Origin of the sequence: Mesorhizobium sp. B2-4-18 (genome assembly GCF_006441385.1) — a bacterium.
Lineage (GTDB): Bacteria > Pseudomonadota > Alphaproteobacteria > Rhizobiales > Rhizobiaceae > Mesorhizobium > Mesorhizobium australicum.
In genome coordinates this window covers 365,601-381,951 of record NZ_VFUW01000002.1, presented here as the reverse complement: position 1 = coordinate 381,951, position 16,351 = coordinate 365,601, and the positions used below count along the sequence as shown (strand labels likewise).

The 16,351-nt window shown below is 62.5% G+C and carries 15 protein-coding genes; 8 read left to right on the top strand and 7 right to left on the bottom strand.

From position 1 onward, the window contains the following. The first annotated feature begins 12 nt into the window (after positions 1-12). The 7 genes from FJ527_RS05385 (at position 13) to FJ527_RS05355 (ending at position 8,355) form a co-directional block, all read left to right on the top strand. Positions 13-1,242 (top strand): hypothetical protein, encoded by a 1,230-nt coding sequence (locus FJ527_RS05385; protein ID WP_140822060.1) that lies wholly within the window; start codon positions 13-15, stop codon positions 1,240-1,242. Further along, complete coding sequence (locus tag FJ527_RS05380) at positions 1,239-1,997, top strand: FkbM family methyltransferase (RefSeq protein ID WP_015317408.1); 759 nt, start codon at positions 1,239-1,241, stop codon at positions 1,995-1,997. The genes FJ527_RS05385 and FJ527_RS05380 overlap by 4 nt, the downstream gene beginning before the upstream one ends. Before the next feature lie 152 nt (positions 1,998-2,149). After that, entirely contained in the window at positions 2,150-4,711 is a 2,562-nt protein-coding gene (locus FJ527_RS05375) for an FAD-dependent oxidoreductase (protein WP_140822058.1), read from the top strand. Positions 4,712-4,805: 94 nt separating this feature from the next. Beyond that, positions 4,806-5,654 (top strand): DUF1194 domain-containing protein, encoded by an 849-nt coding sequence (locus tag FJ527_RS05370; RefSeq protein ID WP_140661045.1) that lies wholly within the window; start codon positions 4,806-4,808, stop codon positions 5,652-5,654. Between the two features lie 114 nt (positions 5,655-5,768). Further along, the gene (locus FJ527_RS05365; protein ID WP_140822056.1) at positions 5,769-6,719 is read left to right on the top strand and encodes an ABC transporter substrate-binding protein; all 951 of its coding nucleotides are present in this window, start codon (positions 5,769-5,771) and stop codon (positions 6,717-6,719) included. Positions 6,720-6,787: 68 nt separating this feature from the next. Then, positions 6,788-7,561 (top strand): ABC transporter permease, encoded by a 774-nt coding sequence (locus FJ527_RS05360; RefSeq protein WP_015317412.1) that lies wholly within the window; start codon positions 6,788-6,790, stop codon positions 7,559-7,561. Beyond that, entirely contained in the window at positions 7,558-8,355 is a 798-nt protein-coding gene (locus tag FJ527_RS05355; RefSeq protein WP_140822054.1) for an ABC transporter ATP-binding protein, read from the top strand. The genes FJ527_RS05360 and FJ527_RS05355 overlap by 4 nt, the downstream gene beginning before the upstream one ends. A gap of 6 nt (positions 8,356-8,361) precedes the next feature. Here the strand turns inward: FJ527_RS05355 and FJ527_RS05350 are convergent, their stop codons facing one another. The 3 genes from FJ527_RS05350 to FJ527_RS05335 all read right to left on the bottom strand — a co-directional run bounded on the left by FJ527_RS05350 (position 8,362) and on the right by FJ527_RS05335 (position 10,474). Beyond that, positions 8,362-9,363, bottom strand: a complete 1,002-nt coding sequence (locus FJ527_RS05350; RefSeq protein WP_140822052.1) for a GlxA family transcriptional regulator — start codon at positions 9,361-9,363, stop codon at positions 8,362-8,364. 339 nt (positions 9,364-9,702) lie between these two features. Next, positions 9,703-9,837, bottom strand: a complete 135-nt coding sequence (locus tag FJ527_RS29790) for a hypothetical protein (protein WP_013894968.1) — start codon at positions 9,835-9,837, stop codon at positions 9,703-9,705. Positions 9,838-10,288: 451 nt separating this feature from the next. Further along, entirely contained in the window at positions 10,289-10,474 is a 186-nt protein-coding gene (locus FJ527_RS05335) for a hypothetical protein (protein ID WP_140615918.1), read from the bottom strand. Between the two features lie 218 nt (positions 10,475-10,692). Between FJ527_RS05335 and FJ527_RS05330 the strand changes: the two genes are divergently transcribed. Next, complete coding sequence (locus tag FJ527_RS05330) at positions 10,693-11,592, top strand: LysR substrate-binding domain-containing protein (RefSeq protein WP_015317416.1); 900 nt, start codon at positions 10,693-10,695, stop codon at positions 11,590-11,592. A 21-nt stretch (positions 11,593-11,613) separates the two neighbouring features. On the opposite strand, the gene FJ527_RS05325 is transcribed toward FJ527_RS05330, so the two are convergent. The 4 genes from FJ527_RS05325 to FJ527_RS05310 form a co-directional block, all read right to left on the bottom strand. Then, complete coding sequence (locus tag FJ527_RS05325; RefSeq protein ID WP_015317417.1) at positions 11,614-12,624, bottom strand: alpha/beta hydrolase; 1,011 nt, start codon at positions 12,622-12,624, stop codon at positions 11,614-11,616. A gap of 229 nt (positions 12,625-12,853) precedes the next feature. Next, complete coding sequence (locus tag FJ527_RS29250; RefSeq protein WP_015317418.1) at positions 12,854-13,039, bottom strand: hypothetical protein; 186 nt, start codon at positions 13,037-13,039, stop codon at positions 12,854-12,856. Positions 13,040-13,216: 177 nt separating this feature from the next. After that, a complete protein-coding gene (locus tag FJ527_RS05315; protein WP_140822050.1) occupies positions 13,217-15,346 on the bottom strand; it encodes an ASKHA domain-containing protein in 2,130 nt (709 codons plus the stop codon). After that, positions 15,297-16,271 (bottom strand): methyltetrahydrofolate cobalamin methyltransferase, encoded by a 975-nt coding sequence (locus tag FJ527_RS05310; RefSeq protein ID WP_140723911.1) that lies wholly within the window; start codon positions 16,269-16,271, stop codon positions 15,297-15,299. The genes FJ527_RS05315 and FJ527_RS05310 overlap by 50 nt, the downstream gene beginning before the upstream one ends. Positions 16,272-16,351 lie beyond the last annotated feature (80 nt).

Below are 16,351 nucleotides of genomic sequence, written 5' to 3'. Positions count from 1 at the left end.
CGCCGAGAAGACATGCTGACCAAGTCGCCCGCTCCGCAAAGTCCACTCGACCGGCTCGCCGAGGCCGGTCTGGCGTGGGGCGAGGGGACCTATGCGCGGCTGGCGGCTCCGATCGGTGCGGCTGCCTTCACCCTCTATATGCTTTTGACGGCGTTCACGGCCTGGGTGATGCCCGACGCCAACTGGGACATGCTGCCCTATCTCGCCATATCGGAGGAGGGCACCTACCCCGATGCGCAGGCACTGCATGACTATGCCTACAACACCGTCAAATCGGGTGTCTCGGCGGGCGACTACAAGGCGCTGACCGACGATGGCGGTGGCTTCCGCAGCCACATGACGCAGAACGCCGCCGACTTCCATTCGTTGCTCGGCATGTACCGGATCAAGTTCCTCTATGCCGAAATCCTGTCGACGCTGAGTTCCGTCATGTCGCCGGTCGAGGCGATGCGGCTGGTGCAGGTGTTTTCGGTCCTGCTGTTCGGCGCGATCACGCTGCTCTGGCTGCGTGCGGAAAAGGCACTGGCGTTGGCACCGGTGGTCGGCGCGGTGCTGATCATGGCCGATTTCGGCGACGCCGCGCGCGCTTCGACACCGGACCTGCTTACCTCGGCACTGCTGCTAGGCGGTCTCTTCGCTTATGTCCGAGGCCGCGAGGTGGCGACGGCGATCCTCCTCTTCCTCGCCTTCATGGTGCGGCCGGACAACATAGTTTTCCTTGCCGTTTTCGCTGTGCTGCTGGTCCTGTTCCGGCAGAAGGGCTGGGGCGTGCTGGTCGGTTTTGCTGCTTCGCTCGCCGCGTATTTCGCCATTTCGCACTGGGCCCATCATCCCGGGTGGTGGCCGCATCTGTGGTTTTCCAGCATCGGGCAGCACTACAATATGGACGGGTTTGAGCCGGCTTTTTCCGTCATCGCCTATCTCCGGGCGTTTGCCGCCTCGCTGCTGCGCGCTGTCAACCTGAACAGCTGGGTCGGGGTCTCGGTTCTGGCGCTGGCCGGGTGGTTTGCGGCCAACCGCGCCGGCTTCAGGCTCGGCCGCCGCGCGGGCATTCTGTTTGCTGCGCTGGTGCTCGGTGCGCTCGCCAAATTCAGCGTCTTCCCGATCCACGACACGCGCATTTATTTCCCGCATCTGATCCCGCCATTCCTGCTGCTGGCACCGCCCTTCATGGCGTTGTGGGCGGCGGTCACCGGCCAGCACCGCGCCGCCCTGCACGTCATACCAGGAGACAAATCATGAGTTCAGTTTCCAACCTGGCGCGCATTGCCCTGTCGCTCGGGCTTCCCGCCGGCCTGCTCGATCGCGGGCCGTCGCTGCGCGGCACCAAGTTCCTCGCCAAGGCGGCGCTGAAGGCACGCTTCAGTGATAGCGGCCGGCCATTCCAGATGGTCAATGTCGGCGCCTGCGATGGCGCGCTGTTCGATGACGTGACGCCTTGGCTGCACCGCATTCCGAAGGCCCGCGCCATGCTGGTCGAGCCGATCCCGTACAACCAGAAACGGCTGCGCGCCAATTACCCTGACACGGACCGCTTCGTCATCGAACCCGTCGCGGTAACGAGAACTAAAGGCACGATCACGGTCCACACCTTTGACGCTGCCGCACTCGAAGCCGGCACGCTGCCGATCGAGTTTATCGGCTGCTCGTCGGTGACCGACACCAACCTGATGTCGGGCAAGAATGCCTGGGGCGAGGCTGACGCCAATTTCAACAAGTTCGCGCCGCATCTGAAAGACATCGAGGTGCCGTCGGAGACCTTGCAGACATTGCTCGACCGCAACGGCATCACCCATATCGACGCCTTCCTCGTCGATTGTGAAGGCGCCGACTGGATCGTGTTCGAGCAGCTCGACCTCAAGCGCTATCGTCCCGGCATGATCAAGGTCGAGGTTGGTGCGCTGCCCGCGCCGGAGATCGGACAGGTCGTGGTCAAGCTGAAGACGGCGGGCTATCAGGTCGGCTTCCAGGCCGAGGACGTCTGGGCTTTCGCCTGACGGGTAGATGTTTTTCCTGATTTGGGGAGGGGTCGCGCGGCATCCGAGGCGTGTCGCAAACAGGCGGTAGCGCCGTCCCCGTCGCCTGCATATTGTGCGCCGATCAGACGGGCGCCGACGCCGCCCGCAACAGCATTCTGGAGTCGCGGGCAATGGCAGAGTTTCCGAAAAAGGCGAAGGTCGTCATCATTGGCCTCGGCGGCATTGTCGGCGCATCGATCGCCCATCATCTGATCGAGCGCGGCTGGGACGACATTGTCGGCATCGACAAGTCGGGCATCCCGACCGATATCGGCTCGACCGCGCACGCTTCCGACTTTTGCTACACCACCAGCCACGATTTCCTGTCGTGCTGGACGACGCTCTATTCCATCGATTTCTACGAGAAGATGGGCCATTACGCGCGCGTCGGCGGCCTCGAAGTCGCCCGTGTCGGCGACGACGGCCGCATGGACGAGATCAAACGCAAGATCGCCTCGGCCAAGGCGTTCGGCACGCGCGCTCGCCTGATCGACCCCGTCGAGATCAAGGAAAAATTCCCGCTCATCGAACAGGATCTGGTGCAGGGTGGCCTGTGGGATCCCGATGCCGGCCTCGTTATTCCGCGCTCGCAAACCGTTGCCGGCAAGCTGGTCGACCAGGCGGAAGCGTCCGGCAAGCTCAAATCCTTCGCCAACACGCCGGCGAAGTCGCTCGTGGTCAAGGACGGCCGCATCAGTGCCGTGGTGACCGACCGCGGCACGATCGAGGCCGACTATGTCATCGTCTGCGCCGGCATCTGGGGCCGGCTGATCGCCGAGATGGTCGGCGAGGACCTGCCGGTCATGCCGATCGACCATCCGCTGACCTTCTTCGGCCCCTATACCGAGTTCGCCGGCACCGGCAAGGAGATCGGTTGGCCTCTGCTGCGCGATCAGGGCAACTCGGCCTATATGCGCGACACCGGCGACCCCAAGACCGCCGAGGGCGGCCAGATCGAATGGGGTTACTACGAAGAGACCAATCCGCGCCTCTGCCATCCGCGCGACCTGCTGGAGAAGGACCAGGCACGGCTGTCGCCGTCGCAGCGCGATCTCGACATGGAGCAGATCCTGGCGCCGCTCGAACGCGCCATGGAACTGACGCCGATCCTGGGCGAACTCGGCTATAACGAAAGCCATTCCTTCAACGGCCTGCTGCAGGTGACGGCGGATGGCGGCCCTTCCATGGGCGAGAGCCAGAAGGTGAGAGGCCTGTGGTACGCCGTCGCCATCTGGGTCAAGGACGGCCCCGGCATGGGCAAGCTGATCGCCGACTGGATGACGGATGGCCGCACCGCGATCGACCACCACGCCATCGACTATGCGCGCTTCTATCCGCACCAGACCAAGGAACAATTCATCTGGGATCGCTGCACCGAGACGGCGATGAAGGTTTACAACCCGGCGGTGCATCCGCGCGAACCCTTCTCCAAGGCCCGCAACATCAGGCGCTCGCCGTTCTGGGAGCGTGAAAAGGAACTCGGCGGTTATTTCATGGAGCTGGGCGGCTGGGAGCGTGCGCACGGCTATGCCGCCAACGAGCATCTGCTTGAGCAGTATGGAAACCGCGTGCCGGTGCGCGAGAACGAATGGGACAACCGCCATTTCTGGCGCGTCTCCAACGCCGAGCATCTGGCGATGAGCGAGGATTGCGGTATCGTCAACCTCTCGCATTTCTCGATGTATGACATCGAAGGACCCGACCATGTCGCGCTGCTGGAATGGCTGTGCGCGGCCAAGATCGGCGGCGACAACAACATCGGCAAGGGCATCTACACCCACTTCCTCGATGAGCAAGGCATGGTGCGCGCCGACTTCACGGTGATCCGCATGGCCGACCGCTGTCGGCTGATCGACGGCGCCGACGCCGGGCCGCGCGACTACCAGTACATGCGCCGCACGGCTCAGGACAAAGGGTTCGACGTCACCATCACCGACGTGACCGAGAAGTACGTCACCATCGGCATCTGGGGGCCGAATGCCCGCACGACGTTGCAAAAGGTGGTCGAGAACCCGGATGGGCTTTCGCCGGAGAATTTTCCGTTCGCGGCGATCAAGCCGGTCCGGATCGGCGGCAAGGGCGTTACGGCGTTCCGTATTTCCTATGTCGGCGAGCAGGGCTGGGAACTGCATATGCGCTACGAGGATGGTCTCGCCGTCTGGGACGCGCTGCGCTCGGCCGGTGTCATGCCATTCGGCGTCGAGACCTACGCCAATACGCGCCGCATGGAGAAGAGCCTGCGGCTGCAGAACGCCGACCTCTTGACCGAGTACAATCTGCTGGAAGCCGATCTCGCCCGCCCGAAGGTCAAGGAGAACGATTTCTGCGGCAAGGCCAAGCACTTGGAGTATCGTGAGCGCGCGCACCAGCCGGCGATGCTATGCACGCTGGTGATGACCGAGAACAAGGATTCCAGAGGTGTCGCCCGTTATCCGGTCGGCACCATGCCGGTCATGGACCCGGCAACCGGCGAGACGCTGGTCGACGAACTCGGCCGCCGGTCGTTCACCACCTCGGTGGCCTATGGTCCGACCATCGGCAAGAACATCGCGCTCGCCTATCTGCCCTGGGCCTATGCCCAGGAGGGCCGCAGGCTCAAGGTCGAGTATTTCGGCGAGACCTATCCGGTCGAGGTCGCCAGTGTCGGCTACAAGCCGCTTTACGACCCGGAGAATCTCAAGCCGCGGAGCTGAGCCTTCGCCAAGAATTTCGCGCGTGTTCGGATGAGCCCGGCCCAGGTCGGGCTTTTCTCTTTTTCAGCTGTCGATTCTGGCTTACCCTCGCGGCATGTCTGGTTTTGGCACTGCAAGACATCTGCTTTCGAGCGTCGTCGCGCTGGCGCTGACGCTCTGGCCGACGACAATGTCTCGCGCAGACGAGCCGGTCGATGTCGAACTGGTGCTGGCGGTGGACGTGTCGCTGTCGATGTCGGCCGACGAGCTCGAGATCCAGCGTCATGGCTACGCGGCGGCGCTGACGCACGACAATGTGCTGCAGGCGATTACCGATGGCGCCTATGGCAAGATCGCCGTCACCTATGTCGAATGGGCCGGCACCAACTGGCAACGCGTCATCGTGCCGTGGACAGCGATCGCGACCCGGGCCGATGCGGAGCGGGTGGTGGCGCAATTGTCGGCTCAGCCGCCCAACAGCGCGCGGCGCACCTCGATCTCCGGCGCGCTGGAGTTCGGCAGCGACCTTTTCGCCGAAAGCGGCTACCAGGGAACCAAGCGCGTCATCGACATTTCGGGCGACGGGCCAAACAACCAGGGCGCGCCGGTCAATCTCGCCCGCGACGGGGTGGTCAGGCAAGGCATAGTTATCAACGGCCTGCCGCTGATGACCCGAGGCGGCTTTTCCGGCGTCTATGACGTCAACGATCTCGATCGCTACTACAGCGACTGCGTCATCGGCGGTCCCGGCGCCTTCATGATCCCGGTCAACGACTGGACGCAATTTCCCGAAGCCATCCGCCGCAAGCTGGTGCTGGAGCTTGCCGGCCCGGCGTCACGGCAATGGGCGGCGGAGGAGGCGGATCATCCGCCAGTGGTGCTGGCGCAGGACAAGCCCATCGCCGACTGCCAGGTCGGCGAGAAAATGTGGCGCAACCGCAACTGGATGCCCGACGCCAGATAGCGCTATCCCAAATCGGATTGCCGGCTGCTTTGCGCGCAAACACGGTCCTGTTGATTGACAAGCCCATCGGCCTCTGTGAACAATTTCCCGCAGAAAAACAAAAGGGGAACCGATATGAACAGAATAACCGTCCTTGCCGCGACATTGACACTTGCCGCGGGCTTGTCCGCGCCGGCGATGGCCGCCACATCGCTCACCATCGGCATCAGCGGATGGACCGGATTCGCGCCGCTGACACTCGCCAAGCAGGCAGGGCTGTTCGAGAAGCATGGGCTCGACGTGACCTTGAAGAAGGTGCCGCAGGCCAGCCGTCCGCTCGCCATCGCCAGCGGCGACCTGCAATGCGCCGCCACCACGGTCGAGACCTGGCTGGTCTGGAACGCCAGCGGGGTGACCACCAAGCAGATTTTCCAGCTCGACAAATCCTATGGCGCCGACGGCATCGTGGTACGCAACGACATCAAGACGGTCGCCGATCTCAAGGGCAAGACCGTCGCTTCCTCGGCGCCTGGAACGTCGCCCTACTTCCTGCTGGCCTGGGTGCTGAACAAGAACGGCATGTCGACCAAGGATGTCACGGTCGTCAATCTCGAACCCGACGCGGCGGCGCAAGCCTTCCTCGCCGGCCAGAACGATGCGGCCGTCACCTACGAGCCCTTCATCTCGGCCGTGCGCGACAAGGCCGACCAGGGGCATATCCTGGCGACCACGCTCGACTATCCGATGGTTCTCGACACGGTCGGCTGCACGCCCGAATTCCTCAAGGCCAATCCCGACGCCGCCAAGGCGCTTGCCGACAGCTATTTCGACGCCCTCGACATGATCAAGAAGGAGCCGCAGAAATCCTATGAGATCATGGGCGCCGACGTGAAACAGTCGGCCAATGAATTCGAGGATTCGGCAAAGTACCTGAAATGGGCCGACAAGGCCGAGAACAAGCAGTTCTTCACCAAGGAATTCCAGGACTTTTCCAAGACCGCCGGCGATCTGCTGCTGCAAATGGGGCTGATCAAGGAGGCACCCGACGTCGCCACTCTGGCCGACACCAGCGCCGTGGCGAATTGACGGTTCAACCCTTGGGCACCGTGCGGTGGCGCAGAGCGCCGCCGCCTTGCCGCTGACAAAGGACGAAGATGCGCCCCTTGCATCCTGTCTCTCCGAGCCTGCGAACAGTGCTCGGTATCTCCTTCTTCGTGCTGTTCGTGGCCTTCTGGGCCTGGATCACGCTTGGCGGCCACGTCAACCGCATCTTCCTCGCCGATCCGCTGTCGATGCTGCGGGATGGCTGGCGGCTGCTGGTCGAGGATCGTTTCTGGCTCGACATACTGATCACCATCTGGCGGGTCTTCGGCGGCTTTGTACTGGCCTCGGTCGTCGCGGTGCCGCTCGGCATCGCCATGGGCGCCTGGAAGCCGGTGGAAGCGTTTCTGGAGCCCTTCGTCTCCTTCGCCCGCTACCTGCCGGCGTCGGCCTTCATTCCGCTGCTCATCCTTTGGGCCGGCATTGGCGAGCTGGAAAAACTGCTCGTCATCTTTGTCGGCTCGGTGTTCCAGATCATCCTGATCATTGCCGTCAAGGTTGGGGCCACGCGGCGCGATCTGGTCGAGGCCGCTTATACGCTGGGCTCGACCAACAATGGCATCGTCAGGCGGGTCATCATGCCGGCCAATGCGCCCGAGATCGCCGAGACGCTACGGCTGGTGCTCGGCTGGGCATGGACCTATGTCATCGTGGCCGAATTGATCGGCTCATCGTCGGGCATCGGTTACATGATCATCAACAGCCAGTCGCGGCTGGCGACCGGGCAGATCATCTTCGGCATCATCGTCATCGGCCTGATCGGGCTGTTGTCCGATTTTGCGTTCAAGGCGTTCAACCGCTGGCTCTTTCCATGGAGCCTGGCGTGAGCAAGCTTCTTATCGAGGGTGTCTCGCGAACCTTTGCCGGCGTGCGGGGTGGAGAACCCGTCAAGGCGCTGATGCCAATCGACCTGGCGGTGGCGGCCAACGACTTCATCACCGTTTTGGGACCGTCAGGTTGCGGAAAGTCGACACTGTTGAGGATCGTCGCCGGCTTGGAGGCGCCAAGCGAAGGCCGAGTTCTGCTAGACGGCAAGACGGTGACGCGGCCCGGGCCGGACCGCGGCATGGTCTTCCAGTCCTACACGCTGTTTCCATGGCTGACGGTCACCGAAAACATCGGCTTCGGCCTGCGCGAACGGGGGATGGCCGAAAAGGAGCTGGACGACATCGTCGCTTCCTATGTCGACCTCGTCGGGCTGAAGGGGTTCGAGAACCATTGGCCGAAACAGCTTTCAGGGGGCATGCAGCAGCGCACGGCGATTGCCCGGGCGCTGGCCAACGATCCCGAAATCCTGTTGCTGGACGAGCCGTTCGGGGCGCTGGACAACCAGACACGCGGGCTGATGCAGGAATTGCTGCTCGGCATATGGGAACGGCGCAAGAAAACGGTGCTGTTCGTCACCCACGACATTGAGGAGGCGATCTTCATGGCCTCGCGCGTGATCGTGATGACGGCGCGGCCCGGCCGCATCAAGTCGGATGTCGCCATCGACCTGCCGCATCCCAGGCACTACACGCTGAAGACCAGTCCCGAATTCTCGGCGTTGAAGGCGCGGCTGACCGAGGACATCCGCGTCGAGGCGATGCGGACGGTGCAAGTGCGGTCGGCCGAGACCTGATCGGGATCAGGCTGCCAGCAATTGCTTGCGGTCGACGCGTTCCTGCTGCGGCGAGCGGGCGTAGAGCTCGCGGTAACATTTCGAGAAATGCGAGGCCGAGACGAAGCCGCAGGCGACCGCCACCTCGACCACCGGCAGCGACGATTGGATCAAGAGATGCCGGGCGCGGTCGAGGCGGATTTCGAGGTAGTAACGGGCAGGCGACCGTCCCATCTCGGTGCGGAACAGGCGCTCGATCTGGCGGCGCGACAGGTCGACATGGTCGGCGATCTCGATCAGCGACAGCGGCTCGGACAGATTGGCCTCCATCAGCTCGATGATGGTCAGTACTTTCGAGTTCTGCACGCCGAGGCGGGCGCGCAGCGGCAGGCGCTGGCGGTCGGTCGGACTGCGCACACGATCGGTCAGCACCTGCTCGCACACGCGGTTGACGAGGTTCTCGTCGAAATCGTCGCCGATCAGCTTCAGCATCATGTCGAGCGCGGCGGTGCCGCCGGCGCAGGTGTAGATGTTCTGGTCGATCTCGAACAGGTCGGCAAAGACATTGGCCTTCGGGAACGCTTCGGAAAAACCGGGCAGGTTTTCCCAATGGATGGCACAGCGCTTGTTGGACAGGAGCCCGGCGGCGGCGAGGATATGTGCACCGGTGCACAGGCCGCCGACGGCAACGCCGCGATTGTATTCCTCGCGCAACCAGGCAAAGGCCGACTTGTTCTGGTAGCGCTCGACATTGGTGCCACTGCAGACGATGGCCATGTTGGGGCGATCCGGCCCCGCCATCTTCTTGCGTTCCTCCTCGAGCGAGGTGTTGACCGCACACTCGACGCCGTTCGAGGCGCGCACCGGCTTGCCGTCGATGCTGGCGAGGCGCCAGCGATAGGCCTCGTAGCCGAGCATCCGATTGGCGGAGCGTAGCGGGTCGAGTGCTGTCGCAAAAGCGATCATGGTGAAATCGGGAACAAGGAAGAATACAAACGATCGCTTGACCGGATGCTTTACGGCGTTCACGGGAACCTCACGCAGCCATGACGCGAACAGGATGTCGCGAATAGCATAGCGTCATCAGGAAAAACCATTCCTGTCAATCGTCTAGATGGCTTTGGCAAGATTAAATTTGCGACATGGGTCGCAAATGGGCAATCGCCGCGCGGTGCTGCTCGAACCAGGCCACCGTCAGGTTGTGAAAGGCGATGGAAGCGCAACAAAATAAACGCCGCCTCGGCGGACCGAGGCGGCGGCAGTCAACCCTGAAGCCGCGGCAGGGGCGCGGCTCTGGAGGTGTCTTATATTTTCGATTTCTACGCAGTTCCGGCCGGGAAAATACGGTTTTCCTGGAACCGCGCTCGTTCAGGCGACGAAGCCGAGACGTGCCGCGGCCATGGCGCCGGTCTGGCCGGGCATGGTGTTGGCAAGACGCTGACGCTCGAGAGCGGTGGTCAGGTTCATTTCGCGGCGGGCGAAGAGGCGGGCAAAAAGCTTCATGATCATCTCCAATCGGTTGCTCGCGCATTGGCCCGAAAATCGAATTGATTTTCGGAAAGCACGATGCGCAGACTCAAAGTGTTAGAGCGTACTTTGTGCGTCCAATAGGACGCACGTCGCTCTAAACGGGTCGCCTTCGCTTGATGGAGTGGGGCAGCTCGTTTGCTGACGGTGATATAGGCTTGTGTGAGCAGGAACTAAATCGCAAAAGCGAAGCGCTTGATATGAAAAGCGACACCGGATGCGACATATTTTGGCAAGCTACGAGCAATATGCCTAGGATTTATGAATATTTACAAAGAGTTAATCAAAAAATCGAGCTGCTATGCGGCTTGCTCATATGCGCCATGCAGCGGCGGCATGGCTCATGAATTCGTTTGAATACAAATAAAATAGAGAAGGCCTGCCGGGCGGGCTGCGCGGCAGGCCTTCAGCACGGGGTACACACGATTTACTTTGCTCCAGCCCAGGATCCGACGCCGCTGCGAATGCCGGTCTTGGCGTCGGAAGCTTCCGGCCAGCCGATATCCTTCTGCAGCTCGATCGGCAGTGAACGGATGGCGCGTTCGGTCTGGTAGCGGGTGCGGGCCGCGTTGAATTCGGTCGCGATGCGGCCGAGGGACGATAGGATAGACATTTCGATCTCCTTTGCTACGGCACGGCAAGCGCCGGCAATGCGTTACGTCAGGTCTGTTTCAGCTTCATTTCACGTCGATGCAGGTCTGCGCCGTGGTCGTTTCGTGGCCGCTTTTGGCAGCATGCTGCTTCGATGGAGTTGACTATGCTCCCGGTCTGATGTTCAATCAAACGAAATGGAATGATGTTTTGTATCAGAAAAATTGAAGGTCGATCGTCATGAACGCCCCACTCAATCACCCGCTGCCGCTGCTCGACCTCGACGTTTTGCGCACCTTCGTGGCGATTGCCGAGACCGGCAGCTTCACCACCGCGGCCAATGCGGTGTTCCGGACGCCATCGGCCGTCTCCATGCAGATCAAGAAGCTGGAGGATATTCTCGGCCGCTCGGTGTTCGCGCGCGACGCGCGTTCGGTGACGCTGACCACGGACGGCGAAATGCTGCTCGGCTATGCCCGGCGGCTTTTGTCGATCAACCGCGAGGTGGTGTCGAAGTTCATCATCCCCGATATTGTCGGCGTGGTGCGGCTCGGCTCACCTGACGACTATGGCGAGCGCGTGCTGCCGCATGTGTTGAAGCGTTTCGCGCAGTCGCATCCCTCGATCGCCGTCGACGTCACCATCGACCAGAGCAGCAATCTGCGCCGGCGCATGGATGATCGGGCGCTCGACATCACGCTGTTGACCAATTCGTACAAGACCAGCGCGCTCGGCGCCGAGGTGCTGTTGACCGAGCCAATCGTGTGGGCCGGCGCCAAGGGCGGCTGCGCGCATCTGCGCGAACCGCTGCCGGTTTCGCTTTGGGAAGAGGGCTGTGCCTGGCGGGCCGGCGCGCTCGAGGCATTGGGCCGCGAGGGCCGCAACTATCGCGTCGCTTATATGAGTGCCCATACCGCAGGCCAGCGCGCCGCGATCATGGCCGACCTCGCGGTCGCGCCGCTGCCGAGATCGTTCCTGGGCAACGACATGGTCGAACTCTGCCCTAAGGACGGAATGCCCGATATCGGCACTTACAATCTTGCCATGGTGGTGGCGCCGGACGCCAGCGCGCCGGTCAAGGCCGTCGCCGACCACATCCGCGCGACCTTCGAAGTGTTCAGGGAAACCGGCAAGTTCTAATCGATGTCGTGGGGCCGAGTTTCAGTGCTCGGCGATCTCGTCACGTTCGCCGAGCCGATTGATCGTCTGGCCGAAATGGTTAGTGTGCTGGGATGAAGCTTTGGTCGACGACTTGACCGTTTCCCTTTCAGCCCGGGTGTAGGCGTCGTCGGTGAGAAACGCGACGATGTGCTGACGCGCGCGCCGCGCTTCCGGCATGTCAATCAGCGGCCAGACGTGGAACATGCCTTCCTCGTAGATCAGCTCCACCTCGACACCGGCGGCGCTGGCTTTTTGTGCAAAGATGAGATTGTCGGGCGTGAGAAGATCGCGGGAGCCCGTCAGGAGCAGTGTCTTCGGCAATACCGACAGATCGCCATAGACCGGGCTGATACGCCAGTCTGTCGGATCCAATCCGGCACTATAGAGCCGGATTGCCTCACGCCCGCCGGCGATGCCCAACCATGGATCATTCCGCTCCGCCTCAAACACTTCGGGGTTCGCGAGCGAGACGTCGAGGCCGGGTGAAATCAGCACATGGCGCGACGGCACCGGCAAACCCTCGTCCGCCGCCATCATGGTCAGCACCACGGCCATGTTGCCGCCGGCGGAATCGCCCATGAAGACGATATCTTCCGCCTCTGTCTCATCGAGCATCTGGCGGTAGACAGCGCCGACCATGCCGAACATGGCGTGGAAATCGTGTTCCGGGGCGATAGGGTAGATCGGCACGGTGATGCCGTAGCCCAGCCGGTCGGCCATGTCGGCGATCAGATACCAGTGATAGGGCGTGATCTCAAAGACATAAGCGCCGCCATGCAGGTAGAGTATCCGCTTGTGCTCTCCGGCCTTGGGGGCGATTTCGTAGACCGGAAAACCGTCCACGCTGCGCGTCTGGATTTCGAAACGCTGATGCAGCGCGGCCGGCGGATGATGATCCTCCGTCTTGCGCGCGGCGGCGATCCAGCGCTGCAGGTTTTCCGGGCTGGAAAAGGCTTGCTTGCGGCTGTGCCTGAGCACGAAGGACACAACGTGGCTTTTCAAACTTGGCATGCGAATACACGAACTTCGGCTGCAGCCGACTAAGAGAACTCCCCCTTGTAACGAAGATCGTGCCTTGGCCGAGAATGTCAAGATTTACGGCGTGCCCACACGCTGGTGTGATCCGCGCGTCGTCGGCGCCGCGGCAAAAGTGCCGTGCGCAATCGGTTGCTGGTGGCCATCGGGGATGTGTGGGATCCCCGGTGGACGCCGAGCAATTTGTATTTGTCGGCGAACGTCGTCACCGCGTGGAGCCTAGCAGCAGCGAGGCGAGTGTGGCCTGCGGATCGTTCGGCGGCGATGCCGGCCAGCCGATGTCCTTCTGGACATGCGCCGGCAAGCTGTTCAGCGCGCGGATCGATTTGTTCCTGGCGTGGGCTTGCCTGATGGCCACACCCAAGCGGCCGAAATTTTCGAACATCGTCATTGTCATCTCCCTTGAAGAACGGCGATGGCCAAGGACTGTCCTCAGCCGCCGTTCGATGTGCGGGTAAATGCGCTGTGCATGTATCTGCTGGATTTCGCGAAAACAGTGTTTCGGTTTCCGGATCGGACGATCCGGAAACGTTTGCATACAAATAAATCGAGGGAGTGGCCGGCGCGTCTATTCGCGGCTGCGCCGAGCAGCATGGCCTTCGCGGGAGCGCCGGCGCGGTGCTGCATCTCCGGCGATGCCATCCTCGCTCACCGTCTTGCGCGGCGGCAGCTTCACCGCCGCCGCCAGTTTCGGGAATGGGTCGACCTTGTTGGGCAGCGCCATGGCGTAGACGAAGTGCTCCTGGAATTTCGGCTCGAGCGCCGTCTCGATCTTTTCGATCTGGCTCACCGTCTCCTCGATTTCGCGGCGATAGCCGCGATTGAGCAGCGCCATGCGAGCACCCGCGCCGGCGGCATTGCCCACGGCCGAGACCTTGTCGAGGTCGCAATCGGGGATGAGACCTAGCACCATGGCGTATTTCGGATCGATGAAGGAGCCGAAGGCACCGGCGAAGTGGATGCGGTCGACATGCTCGGTGTTCTGTTTTTCCATCAGCAGCTTGGTGCCGGCATAGAGCGCCGCCTTGGCCAACTGAATGGCACGCACGTCTGTCTGGGTGATGGTGATCTTGGGTTCGCCTTCCTTCAGCACGTAGGAGAAGGTGCGGCCGTTGGCGACGACGCGCGGCGAGCGCGCGGCAAGCGATCCGTCGACGACACCATCCTCGGAGATGATGCCGGCGAGATACATTTCGGCGACGATCTCGATGATGCCAGAGCCGCAAATGCCGGTGACGCCGGTCGCCTGCACGCTGTCGAGGAAGCCGGGCTCGTCGGACCACAGTTCCGAGCCGATGACGCGGTATTTCGGCTCCAGCGTGTCTGGATCGATGCGCACGCGCTCGATGGCGCCGGGCGCAGCCCGCTGGCCACCGGAGATTTCGGCGCCTTCGAAAGCCGGACCGGTAGGCGAGGAAGCAGCGACTACCCGTGTACGGTTTCCGAGTACGATCTCGGCATTGGTGCCGACGTCCACGATCAGCATCATCTCGTCCTGGCGGTGCGGGCCTTCGGACAGGGTCACGGCCGCCGCGTCGGCGCCGACATGACCGGCGATGCAAGGCAACATATAGAGCCGTGCGCCCTGGTTGAGCTTCAGCCCGATGTCGGAGGCCTTGATGCGAACGGCGCCCGAGACGGCAAGCGCGAAGGGCGCGCCACCGAGTTCGGTCGGATCGATGCCGAGGAACAGGTGATGCATGATCGGATTGCCGACGAAGACGGAATCCAGGATGTCGTTGCGCTGGACATTGCCTTCCGCGCAAACCTTATCGACGAGGCCGGAGATTGCCTCGCGGACAGCAACCGTCATGCCTTCGCGGCCATCCGGGTTCATCATCACATAGGAGACGCGGCTCATCAGATCCTCGCCGAAGCGGATCTGCGGGTTCGACGTTCCGGACGAGGCGGCGACGCGGCCCGACAGCAGCGACACCAGATGCATGGCGATGGTGGTCGAGCCGATGTCGCAGGCCAGGCCATAGGCCTCGTTCTTGAGGCCCGGCCACAGCGCGATGACGCGCGCTGTCCCGGTGTCCGTATCCTTGTAGATGGCGGCGGTCGCCGTCCAGTTGCCCTTGCGCAAAATACCTTGCACTTGCGGCAGCAGATAAAAATCGAAGTCCAGGCTTTTGAGGTTCCAGTCCTTCATCAGGGCGATCTTCAGGCGGTCGAGATCGCCAAGCGGCTTGTGCATGTCTGGTTCTTCGATCTCGACGTAGCACATGCGGATCGCGGAATCGCGGGCGATGACCCTGGTGTCGGCATCCTTGCGGATGGTCTGGGCGTTGATGACAGTGTCCTGCGGCACGTCGATGACGAGATCGCCGAGTATCTGGGCGGAGCAGGAGAGGCGGCGCCGTTCGGGCAGGCCGCGCACACGTTCATAGCGCTCTTCCTTGGGGCCTTTGGGCGATATGTGGTCGTTTGAGGAGGTGATCTTGTGCTTGGCGAAATTGCCTTCCTGCACCTCGATCTGGCAGCGCCCGCAAGTGGCGCGTCCGCCGCACACGCTCTCGACATAGACGCCGAGCTGGCGCGCGGCGTCGAGCACGGGCGTGCCGACAGGGAACCGCCCGCGCTTGCCTGACGGCATGAACAGCACGAGCGGATCGGTTATGTTTGCAGGCGAATTCACGATTGCGCGCTTATCCCCGGCCCATGCGGGCTTCACGGCCACCGCGTCGGCGGCCGCCATTGCCGCCGCCTTCGCCCGGCGCATTGACCGCTGTCGGCGCCGCCACCGCCTGGCCGCCTTCGGCCGGCTTGTAATCCTTGTAGGTCTTGATCCATTTGGTGCAGTTCTCGTCGGTGCCGTTCAGCACGTTGGCGCCGCGCACCGCTTCCATTTCCTGCGGGCGCACCGGGTTCATGATCGCCGAGGTCATGCCAGCGCCGATCACCATCGGGATGAAGGCGGCGTTGATGCCGTGGCGGTGCGGCAGGCCGAAGGAGATGTTGGACAGGCCGCAGGTGGTGTTGACCTTGAGCTCTTCGCGGAGCCGACGCAGCAGGGCGAACACCTGGCGGCCGGCATCGCCCAGCGCGCCGATCGGCATCACCAGCGGATCGACGACGACGTCATGCGCCGGGATGCCGAAATCGGCGCAGCGCTGCACGATCTTCTTGGCGACGGCAAAGCGCACGTCCGGATCCATCGAAATGCCGGTCTCGTCGTTGGAGATGGCGACGACCGGCACATTGTATTTCTTGATCAGCGGCAGGATGGCCTCGAGCTTTTCCTCCTCGCCGGTGACGGAATTGACCAACGGGCGGCCCTTGGCGACTTTCAGCGCGGCTTCGATCGCGGCGGTGACGGAACTGTCGATCGACAGCGGCAGATCGACCAGGCCCTGGACGATCTCCAGCGTCTGCACCAGAAGGCCAGGTTCGGTTTCGTTCGGGTTGACCGAGGTGACGCCGGCATTGACGTCGAGCATGGTGGCGCCGCAGGCGGCCTGCTCCAGCGCGTCCTTGATGACGGTCTCGAAATTGCCAACCACCATTTCGGCGGCGAGCTTCTTGCGGCCGGTCGGGTTGATGCGTTCGCCAATCACGCAGAAAGGCTGGTCGAAGCCGATGATGATTTCTCGTGTCGCCGAGGCGACGATGGTCCGGGTCATGAAATCTCTCCGTCGTGATATAAAGAGTTCTTTATATCGTTATCTCTTGTCGATCAAGCGAATGGTCGCTCTCCGCGCAA

Coding starts and splice junctions, on each gene's coding strand:
- FJ527_RS05335 (WP_140615918.1), bottom strand. CDS start 10,474: ATGTCTATCCTATCGTCCCTCGGCCGCATCGCGACCGAATTCAACGCG.
- FJ527_RS05325 (WP_015317417.1), bottom strand. CDS start 12,624: ATGCCAAGTTTGAAAAGCCACGTTGTGTCCTTCGTGCTCAGGCACAGC.
- FJ527_RS29790 (WP_013894968.1), bottom strand. CDS start 9,837: ATGAAGCTTTTTGCCCGCCTCTTCGCCCGCCGCGAAATGAACCTGACC.
- FJ527_RS05380 (WP_015317408.1), top strand. CDS start 1,239: ATGAGTTCAGTTTCCAACCTGGCGCGCATTGCCCTGTCGCTCGGGCTT.
- FJ527_RS05360 (WP_015317412.1), top strand. CDS start 6,788: ATGCGCCCCTTGCATCCTGTCTCTCCGAGCCTGCGAACAGTGCTCGGT.
- FJ527_RS29250 (WP_015317418.1), bottom strand. CDS start 13,039: ATGACGATGTTCGAAAATTTCGGCCGCTTGGGTGTGGCCATCAGGCAA.
- FJ527_RS05310 (WP_140723911.1), bottom strand. CDS start 16,271: ATGACCCGGACCATCGTCGCCTCGGCGACACGAGAAATCATCATCGGC.
- FJ527_RS05330 (WP_015317416.1), top strand. CDS start 10,693: ATGAACGCCCCACTCAATCACCCGCTGCCGCTGCTCGACCTCGACGTT.
- FJ527_RS05385 (WP_140822060.1), top strand. CDS start 13: ATGCTGACCAAGTCGCCCGCTCCGCAAAGTCCACTCGACCGGCTCGCC.
- FJ527_RS05365 (WP_140822056.1), top strand. CDS start 5,769: ATGAACAGAATAACCGTCCTTGCCGCGACATTGACACTTGCCGCGGGC.
- FJ527_RS05375 (WP_140822058.1), top strand. CDS start 2,150: ATGGCAGAGTTTCCGAAAAAGGCGAAGGTCGTCATCATTGGCCTCGGC.
- FJ527_RS05315 (WP_140822050.1), bottom strand. CDS start 15,346: ATGGCGGCCGCCGACGCGGTGGCCGTGAAGCCCGCATGGGCCGGGGAT.
- FJ527_RS05370 (WP_140661045.1), top strand. CDS start 4,806: ATGTCTGGTTTTGGCACTGCAAGACATCTGCTTTCGAGCGTCGTCGCG.